The organism is Lysobacter niastensis (assembly GCF_015453285.1).
In the GTDB taxonomy this organism is placed as follows: Bacteria; Pseudomonadota; Gammaproteobacteria; order Xanthomonadales; family Xanthomonadaceae; genus Lysobacter_J; species Lysobacter_J niastensis.
Window position 1 is genome coordinate 474,154 of record NZ_JADLZT010000003.1, and the last position, 20,542, is coordinate 494,695.

19 protein-coding genes are annotated in these 20,542 nt (G+C 67.9%); 9 read left to right on the forward strand and 10 right to left on the reverse strand.

The features are described 5' to 3' along the window. Positions 1-81 precede the first annotated feature (81 nt). A complete protein-coding gene (locus IU514_RS07430) occupies positions 82-525 on the forward strand; it encodes a MarR family winged helix-turn-helix transcriptional regulator (protein WP_194930438.1) in 444 nt (147 codons plus the stop codon). After that, on the forward strand, positions 522-1,760 hold the full coding sequence (locus IU514_RS07435; protein ID WP_194930439.1) for an MFS transporter: 1,239 nt from the start codon (positions 522-524) through the stop codon (positions 1,758-1,760). The genes IU514_RS07430 and IU514_RS07435 overlap by 4 nt, the downstream gene beginning before the upstream one ends. 74 nt (positions 1,761-1,834) lie before the next feature. Here IU514_RS07435 and IU514_RS07440 read toward each other — a convergent pair whose 3' ends face one another. Both IU514_RS07440 and gltX read right to left on the reverse strand, forming a co-directional pair. Next, positions 1,835-2,326 carry a transcriptional repressor gene (locus IU514_RS07440; RefSeq protein ID WP_194930440.1) on the reverse strand — a complete coding sequence of 164 codons (492 nt, stop codon included), beginning with the start codon at positions 2,324-2,326 and terminating at the stop codon, positions 1,835-1,837. Positions 2,327-2,352: 26 nt separating this feature from the next. Beyond that, entirely contained in the window at positions 2,353-3,759 is a 1,407-nt protein-coding gene (gltX, locus tag IU514_RS07445) for a glutamate--tRNA ligase (protein ID WP_194930441.1), read from the reverse strand. A 209-nt stretch (positions 3,760-3,968) separates the two neighbouring features. On the opposite strand from gltX, the gene lpxH reads away from it, so the two are divergent. After that, positions 3,969-4,706: a UDP-2,3-diacylglucosamine diphosphatase gene (lpxH, locus tag IU514_RS07450; protein ID WP_194930442.1), complete on the forward strand. Its 738-nt coding sequence runs from the start codon at positions 3,969-3,971 to the stop codon at positions 4,704-4,706. Between the two features lie 75 nt (positions 4,707-4,781). Here lpxH and IU514_RS07455 read toward each other — a convergent pair whose 3' ends face one another. The 8 genes from IU514_RS07455 to serA all read right to left on the reverse strand — a co-directional run bounded on the left by IU514_RS07455 (position 4,782) and on the right by serA (position 13,050). Next, on the reverse strand, positions 4,782-5,588 hold the full coding sequence (locus IU514_RS07455) for a ferritin-like domain-containing protein (RefSeq protein WP_194930443.1): 807 nt from the start codon (positions 5,586-5,588) through the stop codon (positions 4,782-4,784). 4 nt (positions 5,589-5,592) lie between these two features. Next, the gene (locus IU514_RS07460) at positions 5,593-5,976 is read right to left on the reverse strand and encodes a ribonuclease E inhibitor RraB (protein ID WP_194930444.1); all 384 of its coding nucleotides are present in this window, start codon (positions 5,974-5,976) and stop codon (positions 5,593-5,595) included. 2 nt (positions 5,977-5,978) lie between these two features. Next, complete coding sequence (gene purF, locus IU514_RS07465) at positions 5,979-7,445, reverse strand: amidophosphoribosyltransferase (RefSeq protein ID WP_194930445.1); 1,467 nt, start codon at positions 7,443-7,445, stop codon at positions 5,979-5,981. A 49-nt stretch (positions 7,446-7,494) separates the two neighbouring features. Further along, entirely contained in the window at positions 7,495-8,058 is a 564-nt protein-coding gene (locus tag IU514_RS07470; RefSeq protein ID WP_194930446.1) for a CvpA family protein, read from the reverse strand. Positions 8,059-8,070: 12 nt separating this feature from the next. After that, entirely contained in the window at positions 8,071-9,108 is a 1,038-nt protein-coding gene (locus IU514_RS07475) for an SPOR domain-containing protein (RefSeq protein WP_194930447.1), read from the reverse strand. Between the two features lie 82 nt (positions 9,109-9,190). Next, positions 9,191-10,498 (reverse strand): bifunctional tetrahydrofolate synthase/dihydrofolate synthase, encoded by a 1,308-nt coding sequence (gene folC, locus IU514_RS07480; RefSeq protein WP_386760815.1) that lies wholly within the window; start codon positions 10,496-10,498, stop codon positions 9,191-9,193. Between the two features lie 328 nt (positions 10,499-10,826). After that, a complete protein-coding gene (locus IU514_RS07485; protein WP_194930449.1) occupies positions 10,827-11,468 on the reverse strand; it encodes a histidine phosphatase family protein in 642 nt (213 codons plus the stop codon). A 16-nt stretch (positions 11,469-11,484) separates the two neighbouring features. Next, the gene (gene serA / locus IU514_RS07490) at positions 11,485-13,050 is read right to left on the reverse strand and encodes a phosphoglycerate dehydrogenase (RefSeq protein ID WP_194930450.1); all 1,566 of its coding nucleotides are present in this window, start codon (positions 13,048-13,050) and stop codon (positions 11,485-11,487) included. A gap of 236 nt (positions 13,051-13,286) precedes the next feature. On the opposite strand from serA, the gene IU514_RS07495 reads away from it, so the two are divergent. From IU514_RS07495 to nirK, 6 genes are all read left to right on the forward strand, one after another. Beyond that, positions 13,287-13,688: a DUF3224 domain-containing protein gene (locus tag IU514_RS07495; RefSeq protein ID WP_194930451.1), complete on the forward strand. Its 402-nt coding sequence runs from the start codon at positions 13,287-13,289 to the stop codon at positions 13,686-13,688. 118 nt (positions 13,689-13,806) lie between these two features. After that, positions 13,807-14,559, forward strand: a complete 753-nt coding sequence (locus IU514_RS07500) for a helix-turn-helix domain-containing protein (protein ID WP_194930452.1) — start codon at positions 13,807-13,809, stop codon at positions 14,557-14,559. 106 nt (positions 14,560-14,665) lie between these two features. After that, positions 14,666-16,963, forward strand: coding sequence for a nitric-oxide reductase large subunit (locus tag IU514_RS07505; RefSeq protein WP_194930453.1), 2,298 nt, complete (start codon positions 14,666-14,668; stop codon positions 16,961-16,963). A 124-nt stretch (positions 16,964-17,087) separates the two neighbouring features. Then, positions 17,088-18,305, forward strand: a complete 1,218-nt coding sequence (locus IU514_RS07510; protein WP_324187793.1) for an NnrS family protein — start codon at positions 17,088-17,090, stop codon at positions 18,303-18,305. Between the two features lie 4 nt (positions 18,306-18,309). Continuing rightward, complete coding sequence (locus tag IU514_RS07515) at positions 18,310-18,717, forward strand: SirB2 family protein (RefSeq protein WP_194930455.1); 408 nt, start codon at positions 18,310-18,312, stop codon at positions 18,715-18,717. 153 nt (positions 18,718-18,870) lie between these two features. After that, positions 18,871-20,406, forward strand: coding sequence for a copper-containing nitrite reductase (gene nirK, locus IU514_RS07520; protein ID WP_194930456.1), 1,536 nt, complete (start codon positions 18,871-18,873; stop codon positions 20,404-20,406). Positions 20,407-20,542: the final 136 nt, after the last annotated feature.

The window sequence follows — 20,542 nt, forward strand, 5'->3', positions numbered from 1 at the left end:
CAGCCTGTTCAGGCTTCCAGGGAAGCGCCGGAAAAACACCGGCGCTTTTTTTTTTGGAAAATACGTGTATATACACTCATCATGACTACCCCCACTCCCTACACAGGCACCTGCACCTGTTTCCGCCTGCGCAAGCTGTCGCGGCTGATGAGCCAACGCTACGACCGCGAACTGGCCCCGGCCGGCGTCAACATCAACCAGTACTCGATCCTGCGCCGCGCGTCGGCGCGACCGCGGGCGATCGGCGACCTGTCACGGGAACTCGGCATGGATCGCACCACGCTTTCACGTGACCTCAAACCGCTGGCGGCGGCCGGATGGGTCGAGATGGTCAGTGGCGAAGACGCCCGCCAGCGACTGGTCCAGATCACCGCGAAAGGCCACCGCGTCATCGCGAAGGCGCAACCGCTGTGGCGCAAGGCGCAGGACGCCATCGACGCCGGCCTCGGCAAGACGCACGTTGAAACCCTGCATGCCCATCTCGACCGGGCCATGCAGCAACTGGACGATGGAGACGACGAATGAATCCCGCAGCACCCCACCCCGCCATGCGCTACTGGCCACTGGTACTCGCCGCTACGGCGATGCTGATGATCACGATGGGCGTACGCCAGTCGATGGGCCTGTTCGTCGCGCCGATCGGACGCAGCACCGGTCTTGGCATCGCGCAGATCAGTTTCGCGCTGGCGATCGGCCAGTTCGTGTGGGGCGCGGTGCAACCCGTGTTCGGCGCGATCGCGGACCAGCGCGGTCCGGGTCGCGTGCTGGTGGCCGGCGGCATCCTGCTGGCCGCGGGAATGATGCTGGCACCGATGCTTCCCTCCGAATGGGGCCTGCTGCTGACGCTGGGTGTGTTGTCTGCGGCAGGTGCCGGCGCTGGCAGCTTCTCGATCCTGATCGGCGCCACCGCGCAGCACATGCCGGCAGAGAAGCGATCGATGGCCGCGGGCGTCATCAATGCCGGCGGATCGTTCGGCCAGTTCGTGTTCGCGCCGCTGGTGCAGGCGGTCATCGCCGCCGCCGGCTGGGCCGCGGCAATGTGGACGCTGGCGGTATCGGCGCTGTTGACGCTGCCGCTGGCCTGGCCGTTGCGTCGTCGTCATTCCGATTCCGACGCCGTCAACGTGCCGCGTGCCGAAGCCAACGCCGGTCCGAGCCTGCGCGAGCAACTTCGCATCGCCGTGCGCGATCGCAGCTACTGGATGCTGCACCTGGGCTTCTTCACCTGCGGCGTACACATCGCCTTCCTGGTCACGCATCTGCCGGGCGAGATCGCGCTGTGCGGCCTGCCGGCCAGTGTCTCGGCGGTCTCGCTGGCGCTGATCGGCCTGTTCAACGTGGGCGGCAGCCTCGCCGCCGGCTGGCTCGGCCAGCGCGTGCGGATGAAGTACCTGCTTGCGGCGATGTATGCCAGCCGCGCGGTGATGATCGCGATCTACCTGGTGTCGCCGCCGACGCCGCTGACGTTCTTCGTGTTCTCGGCGGGGCTGGGCCTGACGTGGCTGGCGACCGTGCCGCCGACCGCGGGCCTGGTGGGCAAGCTGTTCGGCCCGCGTTACCTGGGCACGCTGTTCGGACTGACGCTGCTCTCGCACCAGATCGGTGGTTTCTTCGGCGCGTGGGTGGGTGGCCTGGTGCTGGAGCGCTTCGGCGACTACAGCTGGATGTGGTACGCCGACATGGTGCTCGCGCTGGCGGCAGCCGCCGCCAACCTGCCGATCCGCGAAAGCCGTCCCGTGTTGCAACCGGCTGCGGCATAAGCCGGAGCCTTCGGCCCACGCGAGCTACGAAGACAATCGATTAGCCCGGGTCGCGAAGCACCCGGGACGAAGTGCTAGGCGGTGCCGGCCTGCGCGCAGGCCGCGCAGACGCCGTGGACTTCCAGCGTCTGCGCCTGCGCAGTGAAGCCCAGTTCGCGCGCGCGCGCGCCGAGCAGTTCGACGATGCGTTCGTCTTCCAGCTCGGTCGCGGACTGGCAACGGTCGCAGATCAGGAACGGCACCGCATGTTGCGCGGCACCCGGATGATGGCAGCCGACGTAGGCGTTGATCGAGGCGAGCTTGTGGATGAAGCCATGCTCGAGCAGGAAGTCCAGCGCGCGATACACGGTCGGCGGCGCGGCCGCATCGTGCGTGGCCTTCATCTGGTCGAGCAGCTCATAGGCTTTCACCGGCCGGCCCGCATCGGCGATCAGCCGCAACGCATGGGCGCGGATCGGCGTCAGCCGCAATCCGCGCTGCTCGCACGCGCGCTCCACTTCGTGCACGAAGGCGTCGCCGTCGTGCACGTGGTGCTTGGGATCGGTGCAGGAGTGGTGGTGGCCCATGGCGTTCTCGTGTCCGCCCGACCGATTTAGGCGCCGGCCGGCACTTTTGCAAGGGCCGCGTCGATCCGGCGCAGGGCCTCGTCCTGGCCGGCCAGGTACACCGTGTGCGAGATGTCCGGACTGACCTGGGTGCCGGTGATCGCCACGCGCAGCGGCTGGGCGACCTTGCCCATGCCGATGCCCAGCGCTTCGGCGGTCGCGTGCAGCGCGGCGCTGACGGTCTCGGCGGTCCACGAACCCAGCTGCGCCAGACGCTCGCGCGCATCGGCCAGCGGCGCACGCGCGGCGGCACCGAGGTGCTTGGTGACGGCTGCGTCGTCGTACTGCGTCAGCGGTCCGAACCACACGGCGGCGCGCTCGGCCATGTCCTTGAGCGTCTGCACGCGGTCGCGCAATGCGACGACGATGTCGGCCGGCGCCGGGCCCTTGGCGAGGTCGTAACCGGCATTGCGCAGGTGCCATTCGAGGTGTTTACCAACTTCGACCGGATCGTCGCTCTTGAGGTACTGCTGGTTGAGCCAGCCGAGCTTGGCGGAATCCAGTCGAGACGCCTTCGAGTTGACGTCCTTCAGGTCGAAGAGCGAGGTCATCTCGGCGATCGAGAAGATCTCCTGGTCGCCGTGGGACCAGCCCAGGCGAACGAGGTAGTTCAGCAGGGCGTGCGGCAGGTAGCCGGCATCGCGGTACTGCATGACGTCGGCGGCGCCGGTGCGCTTGGACAGCTTGGCACCCTGCTCGTCGAGGATCATTGGCAGGTGCGCGAAATGTGGCACCGGCGCGCCCAGGGCGTTGTAGATGTTGATCTGGCGCGGCGTGTTGTTGACGTGGTCGTCTCCACGCACGACGTCGCTGATGCGCATGTCGATGTCGTCGACGACGACGGCGAAGTTGTAGGTCGGATAGCCGTCCGAGCGGAAGATCACCAGGTCGTCGAGCTCGCCGTTCGAGAACTCGATGCGCCCCTTGACCTTGTCCTCCCAGACGACGACGCCGTCGACGGGGTTCCGGAAGCGGATCACCCGGTTGGGATCGTCGCGGAAGGGTTCGTTACGGTCGCGATAGGCGCCGTTGTAACGCGGCTTGTCGCCGGCGGCCATCGCCGCCTCGCGCATCGCCTCGAGCTCCTCCTTGGTCTCGTAGGCGTAGTACGCGGTGCCGGCTGCAACCATCTGCTCGGCGACTTCGCGGTAACGCTCGAGACGCTGGGTCTGGTAGAACGGGCCTTCGTCGTAGCCCAGGCCCAGCCAGTCCATCGCCTCCAGGATCGCGTCGATCGCGGCCTGGGTGCTGCGCTCGCGATCGGTGTCCTCGACACGCAGGACGAACTGCCCGCCGTGGCGTCGCGCTTCCAGCCAGCAATACAGCGCGGTGCGCGCGCCACCGATGTGCAGGTAGCCGGTGGGACTGGGAGCGAAGCGGGTGCGGCGGGTCATGGGGAGACTCGGAGTACGGCGGGAAAGGGGCGATTTTACCGGAGCGGGCCGGGGGACGGTCGGGCGCTCAGGACGAACGACGCGGGAAACATACGGTCCATCCTTGGCCGTGAGCGCAGCGTGCCCATGCATCGTTCGGCCCGCGCGCAGCACCGCAGTCGATGGATGGGCCGGGACCGGTCACGCGCCGTGCCCTACAATCCGTCTCCATGACCACGCTGTTCATCTCCGACCTCCACCTCGACGCCGAGCGCCCGCAGATCACCGATCTGTTCGGTCATTTCATCCGCAGCGAGGCACGCGGCGCGGATGCGCTCTACATCCTGGGCGACCTGTTCGAAGCCTGGGTCGGCGACGACGATCCGTCTGAGACCGGCGCTTTCGTCGCCTCCGAACTCGGCACGCTGCAGCGCTCCGGCGTGCCGGTGTATTTCGTGCGCGGCAACCGCGACTTCCTGCTTGGCGACGCCTATGCGCGCCGCGCCGGAATGACCATTCTTCCCGACCCGGCGGTCGTCATGCTGTACGGGCGCCCCACCCTGCTGATGCACGGCGACCTGCTGTGCACCGACGACGTCGCCTACCAGCAGTTCCGTGCGCAGACCCGCAAGCCGGAATGGCAGGCGCAGTTCCTCGGGCAGCCGCTGGCCGCCCGCATCGCGTTCGCGCAACAGGCACGAGCGGCCAGCAAGGCGCACCAGAGCGGACTGCAGGACCAGGGCCGGATGGAAACCATCACCGACGTCGCGCCAGCCACCGTCTCCAGCACGTTTGCCCGCTATGGCATCGACACGCTGATCCACGGCCACACGCACCGCCCGGCCGTGCACGAAATGGAAATCGAAGGCCGCACCTGCCGGCGCATCGTGCTCGGCGACTGGTACGACCAGGGATCGGTGCTGCGCGTGGATGCGAACGGCTTCGACCTGCAGCGGCTGACGGCCTGAAGCCAAGCTAGCGCTTTCAGCCGCGACGGATTTCTTGGTCGGCCGGATCGCAGCTAAAGCCGCTCCCACGCCCACTCAACCGGCCAGTTTCTCCAGCGCCGCCAGCTCTTCCTCATCGAAGCCGGCATCGCTGCGCGCAGCGTGGTTGAACGGTCCGTAGAGCACGGAGCGCGCGTACTCGGCCAGCAGTTCGCGGAAACGCGGCAGCGGATCGACGCCCGCGCGCTCGCAATGCCAGCGAAACCAGCGCGAGCCGGCCGCTACGTGCGCCACTTCCTCGCGCAGGATCACTTCCAGGATGTCGGCGGTGGCGTGGTCGCCGAGCGAACGCAGCTTGACGATCATTCCCGGCGTCACGTCGAGGCCGCGCGCCTCCAGCACGCGCGGCACCAGCGCCATGCGTGCGAGGCCGTCATGCGCGGTCTTCTCGGCCATTTCCCACAGGCCGTTGTGCGCATCGAAATCGCCGTAGTCGTAGTCATGCTCGCGCAGCCGTTCGCGCAGCATGACGAAGTGGCGTGCCTCGTCCTGCGCCACGCCGACCCAGTCGGCATAGAACTCCCGCGGCATGCCGCGAAAGCGGTACGCCGCGTCCCAAGCCAGATCGATCGCGTTGAACTCGATGTGCGCGATGGCATGGACGAATGCAGCCCGGCCTTCGTTGCTGCCGAAGCCGCGCCTGGGCAGGTCGCGTGGATGCACAAGTTGTGGCCGTGGCGGCCGGCCTGGCATGGCAATCGCTCGTGGCGGCGGTGCGTCTTCCGGCATGTCCAGCTCGCCGCGTGCGAAAGCCTGCGCCGCGGCGAACGTCAGCTCTACCTTGGTTTCGGGCGTGGCCGCATCGAGGCAGGCGCGCGCAGCGTCAAACAGCGAGCGGGACATGGCGTCAGCGCGCGTCGTCCGCTTCGTCTGCATCGTCCGCGGCATCGCCAGCCGTGGGGCAGGCCCAGCCGTCCGGATAGCCGCCGTGGTCACCGGCCAACGCTACGAGCTGCTTTTCCAGCGCGGTGATGCCGGCGTGCGAAGGCGCCATCACGCGCACCGCGACGACCTGCCAGATGCCTTCCTCGTCGACTTCCGGCGCTCCAATCGCCAGCGCCGGCAATGCCGAGGCGGCTTCGGCGAATGCACGCGCGCGCGCTTCGTCGGCGAAGACATGGAAGAACTCGATGCCGCGCTCGACGCTGAGGTCGTCGCCGTCCTCGACCATCTGCCGCAGCACCTGGCCGTTCTCGTCGTCCGGAATCATCGCCAGCCGCAGCTCGCGCATGGTCAGGCCCGCCGCGTCTTCTTGGCTTCGTCGGACCGCAACTGGCGCAGACGCTCGAAGTAGCCAGGCTCGATGCCGGTGACGTACTCGCCGTTGAAGCACGAGGAGTCGAAGTGGTCGATGCGCTTCTTCGGACCGGACACAGCCTCCTCCAGGTCCTCGAGGTCCTGGTAGATCAGCCAGTCGCAGCCGAGCAGCTGCTGCACGTCATCGTCGGTGCGGTCGTGGGCAACCAGTTCCTCGGCGGACGGCATGTCGATGCCGTACACGTTGGGATAGCGCACGGCGGGAGCCGCCGAGGCCAGGTAGACCTTGCGCGCACCGGCGTCGCGCGCCATCTGCACGATCTGGCGCGACGTGGTGCCACGCACGATCGAATCATCGACCAGCAGCACGACGCGGTTGCGGAACTCGAGCGGGATCGGGTTGAGCTTGCGGCGCACCGACTTCGCGCGCTCGCCCTGCCCCGGCATGATGAAGGTGCGGCCGACGTAACGATTCTTGATGAAGCCCTCGCGGTACTTCACGCCGAGCACGTTGGAAATCTCCAGCGCGGCGTCGCGCGAGGTGTCCGGGATCGGGATCACCGTGTCGATGTCGTGGTCCGGTCGCAGGCGCAGGATCTTCTCGCCGAGCTTCTGGCCCATGCGCATGCGCGCCTTGTGCACGGAGACCTCGTCCATCATCGAATCGGGACGGGCGAAGTACACATACTCGAAGATGCACGGCGTGTGCTGGCGCGGCTCGGCGCACTGGCGCGTGAACAGTTCACCGCGCGCCGTGACCACGACGCCCTCGCCCGGGCGTACGTCGCGCAGGCGCTCGAAGCCGAGCAGGTCGAGCGCAACCGACTCCGACGCCACCGCGTACTCGTCCTGGCCGCCACTCGTGCGCTTGCCCAGCACCAGCGGACGGATGCCGTTGGGATCGCGGAACGCGACCATGCCCAGGCCCAGCACGGTGGCGACGACGGCGAAGCCACCGATGCAGCGGCGATTCACTCCCTCGATGGCCTTGAACGCGACCTCGGGATTGAGCGCTTTCTGCGTACCGAGTTCATGCGCGAACACGTTCAGCAGCACTTCCGAATCGGAGTCGGTGTTGACGTTGCGGCGATCCTGCTCGAACACCTCGCGGCGCAGCGCGTCGGTATTGATCAGGTTGCCGTTGTGCGCCAGCGCGATGCCGAACGGCGAATTGACGTAGAACGGCTGCGCCTCGTCCGAGCCTTCGCTGCCCGCGGTCGGGTACCGGCAATGGCCGATGCCGACGCGGCCTTCGAGCAGGCTCATCGACTTCTCGTCGAAGACGTCGCTGACCAGGCCGTTACCCTTGTGCACGCGCAGCTTGTTGCCGTAGGCGGTGGCGATGCCGGCAGCATCCTGGCCGCGGTGCTGCAGCACCGTCAGGCCGTCGTAGAGCTGCGCCGCGACGTCGTTGTGGCCGACGATACCGATGATGCCGCACATGGTGATGAATCCTGCTGTGAAGTTGTCTGTTGCCGTTGCAGCGCGCCGATCAGGCTTCGCTGACCGGCGCCGGCAGCGCCTGGGGATCGTTCCCCGGCGACGGCGCCTCGATGTTGTCTCGACCATCCAGGTCTACCTGCGCAGCCACCCATTCGGGCAGCCATCCGCGCAGCCATTGCGCGCCCGGCACGAATACCGGAACCACCTGCGAGCTCTGCCATTGCGGCTCGCGCGGCATCCCGGTCAGGCCCAGGATCAGCACCAGCGTGCAGGCGACGAACGCACCGCGCGCGAGTCCCAAGCCCAGGCCGAGCGTGCGATCCAGCCCGCTCAGACCCGCCGAGTGCACGGCCTTGCGCACCGCCCAGCCCACCAGGCCCACCACCACCATGACGGCGATGAAGCTCAGGGCGTAGCCGATGACCAGCTCGCCCGCGCCGACTTCGCCGTCCTTGGACATCAACAGCGCCAGTTGCGCGCCGAACCGGAACGCCGCCCAGCCCGCCAGCAGCCAGGCCACCAGCGAGGCCAGTACGCCGACGAAGCCCCGCATCAGGCCGAACAGCGCCGACACGACGACCACCGCCAGCAGCATCCAGTCGACCGCGCTCATCGTGTCACCCGGTCAGGGATGCGGACGAACGATGCCGTCGATGCCGAGCTTGGCCGCGACCTGCGACTTGAGCTGGTCGGCCTCGGCGCGGCTGACGACGGGACCGATCCGGACCCGGTTCAACATGCCCTTGTCGGTACGAACCTGTTCCACGAATGCACTGAAGCCGGAAGCACGCGCCCGGTCGCGCAGCTTGCTGGCGTCGTCGGCGTTGCCGAAGGCACCCAGCTGCACGGCGAATCCGATACCGGACGCAGCCGGCTTGGCCGGCGCATCGACGGGCTTCTGTGCGGCCGCGACCGGCGTGGCCGCCGCGGGCTTCGGCTTGGCCGGCTTCGGCTCGACGATCTCGGCGGTGGCCGTCGGCTTGGCCGGTTCCGGCGGCAGCGCCGTCGGCTTGGATGTGGTGGCGGGAGCGGCCTCGTTCAACGGAACGGCCGCGGACACCGACGCCGGCTTCGGCGCGCTCGCCAGGGCGGGTGCCGCCGAGTCGGCCTCGGCATCGAGGGTCACGACCTTGGCATTGACGTCGTTGCGCACCTTGGCCGAGTCGACGCGGGCGGCCTCGGCTTCTGCCTGCGTGGCATACGGTCCGATCCTGACCCGATGCAGGGTGCGGCCACTGTTCTTCACGGCCTCGTCGTACCCCGGCAGCTGTGCAGCCTGTAGCGCCTGGACCACGCGCTGCGCGTCGGCGGCGGTGGCGTAGCTGCCGAAGCTCACGGCGAAATCGCCACCGGCCACGGCCGCTGGCTGCATTCCACCCGCTGGTGCGGGCGGCGCCGCTGCGGCGGTGTCGACCGTCGGTAGCCGTTCGCCTTCGGCGGTCGCGTCCATTCCGACCACGCCACCCTTGGGGGCGTCACCCGGCGCCACCAGCGGCAGTTCGCGAGTCTCGAACTGGCCTTGCGGCGCGTTGGGAAGGGTCAGGGGAACGTCGGAAGCGCCGCTTTCGGGGGCAGGCCCCTTGATCAGCATCGGCAGGAAGATCACCGCGAGTGCGACGAGAACGGCGGCGCCGATCAGTCGCTGTTTCAGGGCTGGTTCCATCGGTCTCGCACGGCAAAGGGCGGATCGCCGCGCGGAATTATAACCCCGCGATCGCCCGCGCCCCGGCCCTCGCTGCCGCCGTTCAGTGACGGGCGAGCCAGTCGAGCGCGGTAGCGGCGGTGTGGAACGAGCCGAACACGAGCACGCGATCGCCGCTGCGCGCCTGTTGCAGCGCGGCTTCCAGCGCCCGGTCGACCCGTTCATGGCGCGACGCGTTCGCCGCCGCGGACGCAGCCAGGCGCTGCGCCAGCGCTTCAACCGTACCTCCGCGCGGACCGGCATCGGCCAGCCCGGCCAGGTGCCAGTGCGCGATCTGCGGCGCCAGCGACTCCACGACGCCGGCCACGTCCTTGTCGGCGAGCGCCGCGAAAACGGCATGCACCGTTCCACTGGCGGGAGCCGCCGACAGCCAGGCCGACAGCGAGCGCGCTGCCTGCGGGTTGTGGGCCACGTCGACGACCACGTCGACACCGTCGCGATCGAATCGCTGCAGGCGGCCACGCACCTCGGCCCGGGCGATGCCCTCGGCGATGGCGTTGCGCGGCAGCGGGCGCGGCGGCCGGCCCAGCGCGCGCAACGCGGCGATCGCCACCGCGGCATTGCGCAATTGCACCGGCGCGGCCAGGCGCGGCATAGGCAGCTCCATGCGATGCCCGACCTCGCGCCAGCGCCAGCGTGGCTGGCCCTCGTCCTTGGCTGCGCTCTGCGGAATCGGCTCGAAAAAGAAGTCGTTGGCGATGCGCCAGGTCGACGCCCCGATCCGGTAGGCATGGCCGAGCACGCTCGACGGCGGATCGTCGTCGCCGAGCACCAGCGGCTTCCACGCCCGCGCGATTCCGGCCTTCTCGAAACCGATCGCCTCGCGGTCTTCGCCGAGGTAGTCCTGATGGTCGAGATCGACCGTCGTGATCACGGCAACATCCGGATCGACCAGGTTGGTCGCGTCCAGGCGTCCGCCGAGGCCCACCTCGAGGATCGCCAGATCGAGCCTGGCGCGTTCGAACAACCACAGTGCGGCCAGCGTGCCGTATTCGAAATAGGTCAGCTGGGTCTCGCCGCGTGCCACCTCGATCGCCTCGAACGCCTCGACAAGGCCGGCATCGTCAGCGTCGGCGCCGTCGATGCGCACACGCTCGTTGTAGGCCAGCAGGTGCGGCGAGGTGTAGGCGCCCACCTTCCAGCCGGCGGCACGCGCCATCGACTCGATGAAGGCCACCGTCGAGCCCTTGCCGTTGGTGCCGCCGACGGTGATGACCTTCTTCGCCGGGCGCTTGAGTCCGAGCCGCTGCGCGACCTCGCGGATGCGATCGAGCCCCATGTCGATGGACTTGGGGTGGATGCGTTCGATGTAGGCGAGCCAGTCGGGAAGCGTGCGGGTCATGGGGCGCATTTTACGTGCCCTGCCGCCAGGCGAACGCTGCGCCGACAAATGCCCCTCATCCGGCCGTTCGGGCCACTTTCTCAGCCCTGCACTCCCTTCGGTCGCCGCAAGCGGGAGAAGGGATGCGCCAGCCCCTTGATGGAAGACTTGTCAAAGCCCCTTGCGGGAGGCAAGTCAAAGCCCTCAGGAAAACGCGCCAAAGCCCCTCTCCCGCTCGCGGGAGAGGGGTTGGGGTGAGGGGTGCTTTTCGCGGGAATCAAAGCACCCTCATCCGCCCTGCGGGCACCTTCTCCCGCAGGCGGGAGAAGGAACTTTCAACCCAACTCAAGCCTGGGCTTCACAACGCCCGATGCACCGCCTCGCCGAACAGCAGGGTGTGGTGCGAGCAGTCGTTGAGTCGCACCACGTCGAGGTGGTCGACATCCGCGCCCTCCAGCAGGTTCAGCGTCGTCGGCGCCTGCCGGAAACTCCACAACCGCGCGAGCGGGATGCCGAGTACGTGGCACAGCAGCACGCGGTTGACCGCGTCATGCGCGACCACCAGCAGCGTGTCGTCCACGCCCAGGCCTTCGGTGGCGCGGGCGAATGCCGGCCAGGCGCGGTCGAACACGTGCTGCAGCGACTCGCCTTCCGGCATCAGCACTTCGTGCGGGGTATCGCGCCACGCGCGCAGGCGCTCTCCATCGCGCTCGCGGATCTCGCTCGCCAACAGCCCCTCCCAGGTGCCGTGGGCGATCTCCATCAGGCCGGGATCCAATGTCAGCGGCAGGTCGCGATCGCCCAACGCGAGTTCGGCGGTGTGGCGCGCGCGCGTGAGCGGTGAAGCAACCGCCCGGGTGATGGCGACATCGCGCAGGCGTTCGCCGAGCGCGCGTGCCTGCGCGATGCCGACTGGCGACAGCGGGATGTCTTCCTGGCCCTGGTAGCGGCCTTCGGCGTTCCACGGCGTCTCGCCGTGACGGGCTAGCAGAATGCGCATGGGTAGTGTGAGGCCCTCAAACCTGTGCCAGCGAAAGGATGCCGGGCGTGGCGCGCAGCGTGGCGAGCTGCTCGTCGGTGACCGGGCGGTCGATGGTGATCGCTGCACGCGCCTGGCCGTCGCCGGCCGCGCCAAGTGCGAAGTTGACGATGTTGATGCCGGCCGCGCCGAGTTGCGTGCCGACCGTGCCGATCATGCCGGGACGGTCCTCGTTGCGCATCAGCAGCACGTGCGCCTGCGGATCGAAGTCGATCTCGACGCCATCCAGCCGCACCACGCGCGGGCCGCGATGCAGCGTCGCTTCGATCTCGCGCGTGCGATGGTCGCCGACCACCTTCAGCTTGAGCAGGCGATCGAAGCCGTCGCCGTCGCCGCCCACCGTTTCCGCCACGGTGAGGCCGCGCGCAGCGGCTTCCTGCAACGCGTTCACCGGCGTCACGCGCCCGGAATGCGTGCCGAGCAGTGCCGCGACCAGCAGGCGCGACAACGGACGCGTGTCGAGCGCCTCGGTGCGTCCGGCATAGGTGATCTCCAGTCGCGTCGGCGCGGGTACGAGGCGCGACGCCAGGCGACCCAGCGCCGACATCAGCGGCATCCAGGGGCCGACTTCGCGCGCGGCTTCGGCCGTCAGCGGCGGCAGGTTGACGCAGCCGGCGACCGCGCCGGTGGCGACGAAGTCGATGATCTGCCGCGCGAGGATGGTGCTGACCGCTTGTTGTGCCTCGCTGGTCGACGCGCCCAGGTGCGGCGTCAGGATTAGCTTCTCGTGCGCACGCAGCGGCGAGTCGGACTGCAGCGGCTCGGTGGTAAACGTGTCGAGCGCGGCGCCGCCGATCTGGCCCTCGTCGAGCAGGCGCAGCAGCGCCGCCTCGTCGACCAGTCCGCCACGTGCGGCGTTGATGATGTAGGCGCCCGGCTTCATCGTGCGCATGCGCGCTTCGGACAGCAGGTTGGTCGTTTCCTTCGTGCGCGGGATGTGCAGCGTGACGATGTCGGCCCACGCGAGCAGTTCGTCCAGCGACTTCAGCGGCACGCTGCCCTTGCCGGCTGCCGCCGCCGGCAGGAACGGATCGTGCGCCGCGACTTCCATGCCGATGCCCTGCGCCTTGCGCGCGACCGTGCCGCCGATGCGGCCCAGGCCGATCACGCCGAGCTTCTTGCCTTCCAGTTCGAAACCGGTGAGTCCGGCCTTGGGCCACTGCCCTGCCTTCATGCCGGCATCGGCGCGCGGGATGTGGCGCGCCAGCGCGAACAGCAGCGAGATCGCGTGCTCGGCCGCCGCCAGCGTGTTGCCGTCAGGGGCGTTCATCACGGCGATGCCGCGATTGGTCGCCGCGTCGACGTCGATGGTGTCGACACCGGCACCGGCGCGGCCGATCACGCGCAGCTTCTCGGCGCGCGCCAGCGCTTCGCCGGGCACCTTGGTCGCCGAGCGCACCAGTACGGCATCGACGTCGGCCAGCGCGAGCGCCAGCACGTCGGGGTCCTTGATCGGATCGGGGGCCACCTGGACGTCCCAGCCCGCGTTGCGGAACAGGGCCAGACCGTCTTCGTGGATGCCATCGCAAGCCAGCACTTTCATCGCATGCTCCTGTGGGAAGGTTCCCGCGGAGACACATGCAGCCGGCACTACGGACGGAGCTTCCGCATCGAAGGGATGCGGCAAGGGTTACTGCTGATCGGGAGACGGGGCCGGCTGGCATGGGAATCCGCGATGCCCTGCAGCCTAGGCAAACCCGGATCGCATAGCAACAGTTGCAGTGGCAACCAACCGCGGCCTGCGCGAGGATGCTCCTTCCCCATGTGGAAGGAGCGGCCATGGAAAGACAGGTGAAGGGCGAGTTCGAGGTCAAGCGCAGCCCGCAGGGCGCCTGCGACCTGGGCGACGGCGCGGCGGCCGGCCACATCCGCTTCGACAAACACTTCAACGGACCGCTCGATGCCACCAGCGTCGTGCACATGCTCGCCGTCGGCACGGAGGTGGAAGGCTCGGCCGCCTACGTCGCGATCGAGCGCATCGCCGGCTCGCTCGACGGCCGCAGCGGCGCGTTCTTCATGCAGCACAACGGCACGCTGGACCGCGGCACGCCGTCGCTATCGCTGACCGTGGTGCCGGATTCGGGCACCGGCGAACTGCGCGGACTGTCCGGCCGCATGGCCATCGACATCGTCGACGGCCGGCATTTCTACACCTTCAGTTACGAACTGGGCAGCGACTGACCCGCGCCGGAGATCCTCAACCCCCGCGCGGGTTGCGTACCATAGCCGCCATGTCCCGAACGCCCCGCCCCCGGCACTGCTCATTCCAGACCCACCTGCCTGCGTGGCGGAGCGGCCGATGAGCCGGGTCGCATTTCCGCGCACGGATGCCAGCACGCTCGCCAACGACGGCGATGCCCTCCACTTCTGCTCGACCTGCGCCTTCTCCCAGGCCTGCCTCGACGAAGGCATGGACAAGGCCGAGTTGATGGACCTGCACGTGCTCGTCGAGCACGTCGGCCCCCTGCATGCCGGCGACCACGTGTTCCGCGAGGGCGATCCCTTCGACGCCATCGCGGCCGTCCGGGCGGGCACGGTCAAGACCTATGTCATCGATGAGGAAGGTCACGAGCACGTGCTCGGCTTCCATCTTCCCGGCGAGGTGATCGGCCTCAACGCGATCGACGAGGCCCACTACCCCTGCAACGCCATCGCGCTGGACACGGTGATGCTGTGTCGCTTCTCGTTCCCGAAGGTCGCGGTGCTGGCTTCGCGCGTGCCGGGACTGCAGCGGCAACTGTTCCGGCTGCTCAGCCGCGACATCGGCCGCGCCTCCCTGCTCGCCGGCGACTGGTCCGCCGACCAGCGGCTGGCGGCGTTCCTGATCGGCCTTTCGCGGCGCCTCGCCGCGCGCGGGTTCTCGCCGACCCGCTTCCAGCTGACGATGGCGCGCACCGACATCGCCAACTATCTCCGCCTGGCGCCTGAAACCGTCAGCCGCGTGCTGCGCCGGTTCCAGCAGGAGAACTGGCTGCGCGTGGATCGCCGCGAAGTGGAGCTGGTCAATACCAGGGCCCTGGAGGTCCTCGCGGCGCCTGTCCTGCGCCACTGAGGCACGACAACACCGCGGCCCAAGCCGCCCTCGACACCCTTGATCCAGGTCAAGGCGGCCGCTTCGGGCCGGGTCGAACATGCGCGAGTCTTAATGGAGATTCAGCATGGGCAAGACCCGAAATCTATGGCTGGGCCTGGCGGCCTTGCTTGTCGTCTCGTTCTCGGTGCTGCTGTGGGCCGGGGGCGAGATTTTCCGCGCAGCCCCTCCCGTCCCCGAACGCGTCGCCACGCCGGACGGAACAACGTTGTACACGCGCGCCGACATCGAGCGCGGACGCCAGGTCTGGCAGTCGATGGGCGGCATGCAGCTCGGTTCCATCTGGGGCCATGGCGGCTACGTCGCACCGGACTGGAGCGCCGACTGGCTGCATCGCGAGGCCATCGGCGTGCTCGACCTGTGGGCACGTGCCGAGGGTGGCGCAGCGTCGTACGAGGCATTGCCGGCCGAGATGCAGGGCGCGCTGCGTGCGCGTCTGCAGGCGTCGATGCGCCGCAATACCTACGACGCCTCGACGAAGACGATCACCGTCGACCGCGATCGCGCGTTGGCGATGTCCAATGTCGCCGCACACTACGTAAGCCTGTTCGGCAACGATCCGGCCACACATTCGCTGCGCGAGTCCTACGCGATGAAGGAGGACACGGTGCCCGATGCCGGACACCGCCAGGCGCTCACCGCCTTCTTCTGGTGGACCGCATGGGCCGCTGCCACCGAGCGCCCCCAGGCCGCGGGCGACACCGGCAAGGCGGTGACCTACACCAACAACTGGCCCAGCGAACCCCTGATCGGCAACACGCCGCCGGCGCCGCTGTGGCTCTGGTCGGTGTTCAGCGTGCTGTTCCTGATCGCGGGCATCGCGTTGCTGGGCTGGCACCACGCCCGCACGCATGGGCAGGACGAAGTCCACACTCTGCCCGCGACCGATCCGCTGGCCTCGTTGCGGATCACGCCATCGATGCGCGCGACCGCCAAGTATTTCTGGGTCGTGCTGGCGCTGTTCCTCACGCAGATCCTGCTCGGTGCGATGACCGCGCACTTCCAGGTCGAAGGCCAGCAGGCCTACGGCTTCAACCTGTCCGAAGTGCTGCCGTACTCGATCACCCGCACCTGGCACACACAGCTGGCGGTGCTATGGATCGCGGTGGCGTGGCTGGGCACCGGGCTGTACATCGCACCGGCGTTGTCAGGGCATGAGCCGAAGTTCCAGCGGTTCGGAGTCAACTTCCTCTTCACCTGCCTGTTGATCATCGTCGTCGGCTCGTTCGCTGGGCAGTGGCTGGCAGTGATGCAGAAGCTCGGCCTGGCCAACAACTTCTGGTGGGGCCACCAGGGCTGGGAATACGCGGACATGGGCCGCTTCTGGCAGTGGTTCCTGTTCATCGGACTGCTGCTGTGGCTGACCCTGGTCGGTCGCGCGCTATGGCCGGTCTTGCGAGGCCCGAAGAGCGACACCAAGGCAATCGTCGGACTGCTGTTCCTCTCCACGGTCTGCATCGGCCTGTTCTTCGCCTCTGCCCTGATGTGGGGCGAACACACGCACATCTCGGAAGTCGAGTACTGGCGCTGGTGGCTGGTGCACCTGTGGGTGGAAGGCTTCTTCGAGGTGTTCGCGACCGCGGTGATGGCGCTGATCTTCGCGAAGCTCGGCCTGGTGCAGACGAAGTCCGCCGCGACCGCGGTGCTGTTCGCGACGATCGTGTTCATGACCGGCGGTGTGCTCGGCACGCTGCACCACCTCTACTTCGTCGGCACACCGACGGCGGTGGTGGCACTGGGCGCGAGCTTCAGTGCGCTGGAAGTCGTGCCCCTGGCCTACATCGGCTTCGAGGCCTACCACACCTGGAAGATGGGCAAGTCCACACCGTGGATGGCGCGTTACCGCTGGCCGATCCTGTTCTTCATGGCTGTGTCGTTCTGGAACCTGGTCGGCGCAGGCCTGTTCGGCTTCCTGATCAATCCGCCGCTGTCGCTGTACTACATGCAGGGACTCAACCTGACGCCGCTGCATGGCCACACCGCGCTGTTCGGCGTGTACGGCATGCTCGGCATCGCGCTGATGCTGTTCTGCATGCGCGGCCTGCGCGGGCAGATGCACTGGGACACGCGCCCGCTGAAGGTGGCGTTCTGGAGCCTCAACATCGGACTGGCGCTGATGGCACTGCTCACGCTGTTGCCGCTGGGCACGATGCAATTGCTGGCCGCGATCGACCACGGCTACGCCTACGCGCGTTCGGCCGAGTTCATGCAGCAGCCCATCGTCGACATGCTGGTGTGGATGCGGGTTCCGGGCGACACGATCTTCAGCGTCGGCGCGGTTGCGCTGGCCTGGTTCGTGTTCCGCCTGTGGGTCGCACCGCGCCCCGCCATCGAGGTGGAAGGAGCAAGGGCACGGGAGCATTGACCCGCCGGCGCGACCGGGCCTCTGCAGGAAACCTCCGGTGATCCCGGAGGTTTTCTTTTTCGGTCTGACCTGGATCAAGGCGGGTCGGCGTTTCCAACTCGACACTGCGCACATGGACCAGACCGTGCACTCCGCCCCCCCACTCACGCCGCGCCTGCTCGCGCACACCCCACACCGGCTGATGTTCTTCATCGGCGCCAGCAACCTGCTGCTCGCCATGGCCTGGTGGGCCGCGTGGCTCGCCAGCTCGCGCTGGCCCGGCCTGCAATGGCCCGGACCTTCGCAACCCGCGGGATGGCTGCATGCCTTCATCATGCAGTACCAGATGCTGCCGAGCTTCGTGTTCGGCTTCCTGCTCACCGTGTTCCCGCGCTGGATGGGACTGCCGGAACTCGAACGCTGGCGCTACCTGCCAGTCGGGCTGGGCGTGTTCGGGGGCCAGGTCGCGACGTTGCTCGGACTCTTCGGCTGGGAGGCCGGCATCGTGGTGGGCCTGCTGATGACGCTGGCCGGCTGGATCGCCGCGCTGGCGACGCTCGGGCCACTGCTGTGGCGCGAGAAGGGACGCACCTGGCACGCGCGGGCGTGCTTCGCGGCGCTGTGCATGGGCCTGCTGGGATTGCTGGAGTGGGCCGCGTACGTGTTCGGCGCGTCGCCGCTCTGGGCGTTCGCGAGCATCAAAGTCGGCAGCTTCGGCGTGCTGCTGCCGATCTACCTTGCGGTGGCTCACAGGATGTTCCCGTTCTTCGCCGGCAATGTCGTTCCCGGCTACACGCCGTGGCGCCCGTTATGGCTGCTCGGGCTGGCGATGGCGCTGTGCCTGTTGCACCTGTCGCTGGAGCTGGTCCATGCCTACTCCTGGCTGTGGCTGGCCGACGTGCCGCTGTTCGCACTCACGCTGGCGTTGTGCTGGCGCTGGTGGCCGCGTGGACGCAAGCCGGCGCTGCTGACGGTGCTGTTCATCGGACTGGCGTGGTTGCCGATCGCCTTCGCGCTGTACGCAGGCCAGAGCATCGCGTACCTGCTGACGGGCGTGTTCTGGCTCGGACGCGCACCGGCGCATGCGTTGTTCGTCGGCTTCTTCGGCAGCGTGCTGGTGGCGATGGTCACGCGCGTGACGCAGGGGCACTCCGGCCGTGCACTGGTGATGCCGGGCGCGGCCTGGTTCGCGTTCATCGCGATCCAGATCGTGACGTTGATGCGTGTGATCGGCGAGGCCGCTTCGGATCCATTGCTGTGGTACGTCGTCTCCGCAGCGGGCTGGCTGGTCGCGCTCGCCCCGTGGGTGACGCGCATCGGGCGCATCTATCTGAGCCCGCGCGCGGACGGCAAGGCGGGCTGACGCCATGATCGAGTTCTACCCGCAGATCAAGTGGATCCATATCGCCGCCGTGCTCGCCAGCGGCAGCCTGTTCCTGCTGCGCGGCCTGCTGGTGCAGATCGGTCGGTCGCGCCTCGCCATGCTGTCGCCCGTGCGCTACCTGAGCTATTCGATCGACACGGTGCTGCTGACCGCTGCGCTGATGCTGGCGACGATCCTGCCCGGTGCGATGTTCGCTAACGGCTGGCTGGCGGCCAAGCTGGTGCTGCTGGTGGTGTATGTCGGGCTGGGTATGTTCGCGCTCAAGCGTGCGCGGACCGTCGGCGCGCGTCGCACCTGCTACGTGCTCGCGCTACTGGTATTCACCTTCATGTTGACGATTGCACGAACTCATCACCCGTTGGGCCTGCTGCATCTGTGGCAGGCCGGTTGATCGCACGAGGCTCGTTATCAGTCTTGATCCAGGTCAAGCCGGCGCCACGCCGCCACAAGGATTTGACCGGGCTCAAGAACGCAGGCAGGGCTTCGGCCCACCCTGAGGCCAGTCCGGCGAATGCCGGTGCAGACAAGGAGAAGGGGAATAGCGATGCCACCCATCACACGCACTCTCGCATTGACCGCCGCCATGGCTCTGGCCGTCGCTGCCCTGCCGGGCTGCCGCGGCAAGCAGGACGATGCGGCAAGCGACAAAGCCGACCGGTCCGCCGCTGCGGACGACACGGGAGGCTCCGCCAAAGGCGACTTCGGTCCTCCCCAGGGCCAGCCCGTCGATGCGGTTCTGACGCAACCGCCGCAGGTTCCGCCCGCCACTGGCCGCAAGGCGCCGGCGAAGGTGATCGTGAAGCTCGACGTCATAGAGAAGGAGATGCCGATCTCCGAAGGCGTCACCTACACGTTCTGGACCTTCGGCGGCACGGTGCCCGGCAGCTTCATCCGCGTGCGCCAGGGCGACACGGTGGAGTTCCACCTGCGCAACATGCCCGACAGCAAGATGCCCCACAACATCGACCTGCACGGCGTTACCGGCCCGGGCGGCGGCGCGGCATCCAGCTTCACCGCGCCGGGACACTCCTCGCGCTTCACGTTCAAGGCGCTCAACGCCGGCCTCTACGTCTACCACTGCGCCACCGCACCGGTCGGCATGCACGTCGCCAACGGCATGTACGGCCTGATCCTGGTCGAGCCGCCGGAAGGCCTGCCGGCGGTCGACAAGGAGTTCTACGTGATGCAGGGCGACTTCTACACGACCGGCAAGTACCGCGAGAAAGGCCACCAGCCTTTCGACATGGAAAAAGCCATCGAGGAACACCCGACCTACGTGCTGTTCAACGGCAGCGAAGGCGCGCTCACCGGCGACAAGGCGCTCAGCGCCAAGACAGGCGAAACCGTGCGCCTCTACGTCGGCAATGGCGGACCGAACCTGGTGTCGAGCTTCCACGTCATCGGCGAGATCTTCGACAAGGTCTGGTACGAGGGCGGCACCAAGTTCCAGGAGAACGTGCAGACCACGCTGATTCCGGCAGGCGGCGCCGCGATGATGGAGTTCCACATGGAAGTACCGGGCAGCTACGTACTGGTTGACCACAGCATCTTCCGTGCATTCAACAAGGGCGCGCTGGCGATCCTCAAGGCCGACGGCGAAGAGCGCAAAGCGATCTATTCGGGCAAGGAGGTCGACTACGTCTACCTGGGCGATCGCGCGCAGCCGAACATGCAGGCCGTCGCAACAGCGGCCGCGGCGGCGACGACCGGCGCGTTGACCGTCGACGAACAGGTGAAGGCCGGCAAGGCGCTGTTCGCCGGCACCTGCGCCACCTGCCACCAGCCGGAAGGCCAGGGCCTCGAAGGCGTGTTCCCGCCACTGGCGGCCTCCGACTACATCAAGGCCGATCCCAAGCGCGTCGCGAGCGTGATCCTGCACGGCCTGCAGGGGCCGGTGAAGGTCAACGGCAAGGACTACAACTCGTTGATGCCGCCAATGAGCCAGCTGAACGACGATGAGGTGGCCAACATCGCCACCTACGTGCTCAACAGCTGGTCCAACCCGGGCGGCAAGGTCAGCAAGGAAGAGGCTGCGCAGGTCCGCAAGAGCAAGCCGGCGAACGCATCGGAAGGCCACTGAGCCATGCGCCGTCTCGTCGCCATGCTGCTGATGCTGTCGACCGCCCCCCCCCCCGCGGGCGGGGGGGGGGGGGCTGTTTGGGAAACGGGCCAGCGCGGCGGAAACGTAAAAAAAGCCCCTCAGTGCGGGGGGAGCA

Bases quoted from the DNA above. Each gene is read 5' to 3' on its own strand.
- IU514_RS07500 (WP_194930452.1), top strand. From the start codon at position 13,807: ATGAGCCGGGTCGCATTTCCGCGCACGGATGCCAGCACGCTCGCCAAC.
- IU514_RS07485 (WP_194930449.1), bottom strand. From the start codon at position 11,468: ATGCGCATTCTGCTAGCCCGTCACGGCGAGACGCCGTGGAACGCCGAA.
- lpxH (WP_194930442.1), top strand. From the start codon at position 3,969: ATGACCACGCTGTTCATCTCCGACCTCCACCTCGACGCCGAGCGCCCG.
- serA (WP_194930450.1), bottom strand. From the start codon at position 13,050: ATGAAAGTGCTGGCTTGCGATGGCATCCACGAAGACGGTCTGGCCCTG.
- nirK (WP_194930456.1), top strand. From the start codon at position 18,871: ATGCCACCCATCACACGCACTCTCGCATTGACCGCCGCCATGGCTCTG.
- IU514_RS07455 (WP_194930443.1), bottom strand. From the start codon at position 5,588: ATGTCCCGCTCGCTGTTTGACGCTGCGCGCGCCTGCCTCGATGCGGCC.
- IU514_RS07470 (WP_194930446.1), bottom strand. From the start codon at position 8,058: ATGAGCGCGGTCGACTGGATGCTGCTGGCGGTGGTCGTCGTGTCGGCG.
- IU514_RS07515 (WP_194930455.1), top strand. From the start codon at position 18,310: ATGATCGAGTTCTACCCGCAGATCAAGTGGATCCATATCGCCGCCGTG.
- IU514_RS07475 (WP_194930447.1), bottom strand. From the start codon at position 9,108: ATGGAACCAGCCCTGAAACAGCGACTGATCGGCGCCGCCGTTCTCGTC.
- gltX (WP_194930441.1), bottom strand. From the start codon at position 3,759: ATGACCCGCCGCACCCGCTTCGCTCCCAGTCCCACCGGCTACCTGCAC.
- IU514_RS07460 (WP_194930444.1), bottom strand. From the start codon at position 5,976: ATGCGCGAGCTGCGGCTGGCGATGATTCCGGACGACGAGAACGGCCAG.
- IU514_RS07495 (WP_194930451.1), top strand. From the start codon at position 13,287: ATGGAAAGACAGGTGAAGGGCGAGTTCGAGGTCAAGCGCAGCCCGCAG.
- IU514_RS07430 (WP_194930438.1), top strand. From the start codon at position 82: ATGACTACCCCCACTCCCTACACAGGCACCTGCACCTGTTTCCGCCTG.
- IU514_RS07440 (WP_194930440.1), bottom strand. From the start codon at position 2,326: ATGGGCCACCACCACTCCTGCACCGATCCCAAGCACCACGTGCACGAC.
- folC (WP_386760815.1), bottom strand. From the start codon at position 10,498: ATGCGCCCCATGACCCGCACGCTTCCCGACTGGCTCGCCTACATCGAA.
- IU514_RS07435 (WP_194930439.1), top strand. From the start codon at position 522: ATGAATCCCGCAGCACCCCACCCCGCCATGCGCTACTGGCCACTGGTA.
- IU514_RS07505 (WP_194930453.1), top strand. From the start codon at position 14,666: ATGGGCAAGACCCGAAATCTATGGCTGGGCCTGGCGGCCTTGCTTGTC.
- purF (WP_194930445.1), bottom strand. From the start codon at position 7,445: ATGTGCGGCATCATCGGTATCGTCGGCCACAACGACGTCGCGGCGCAG.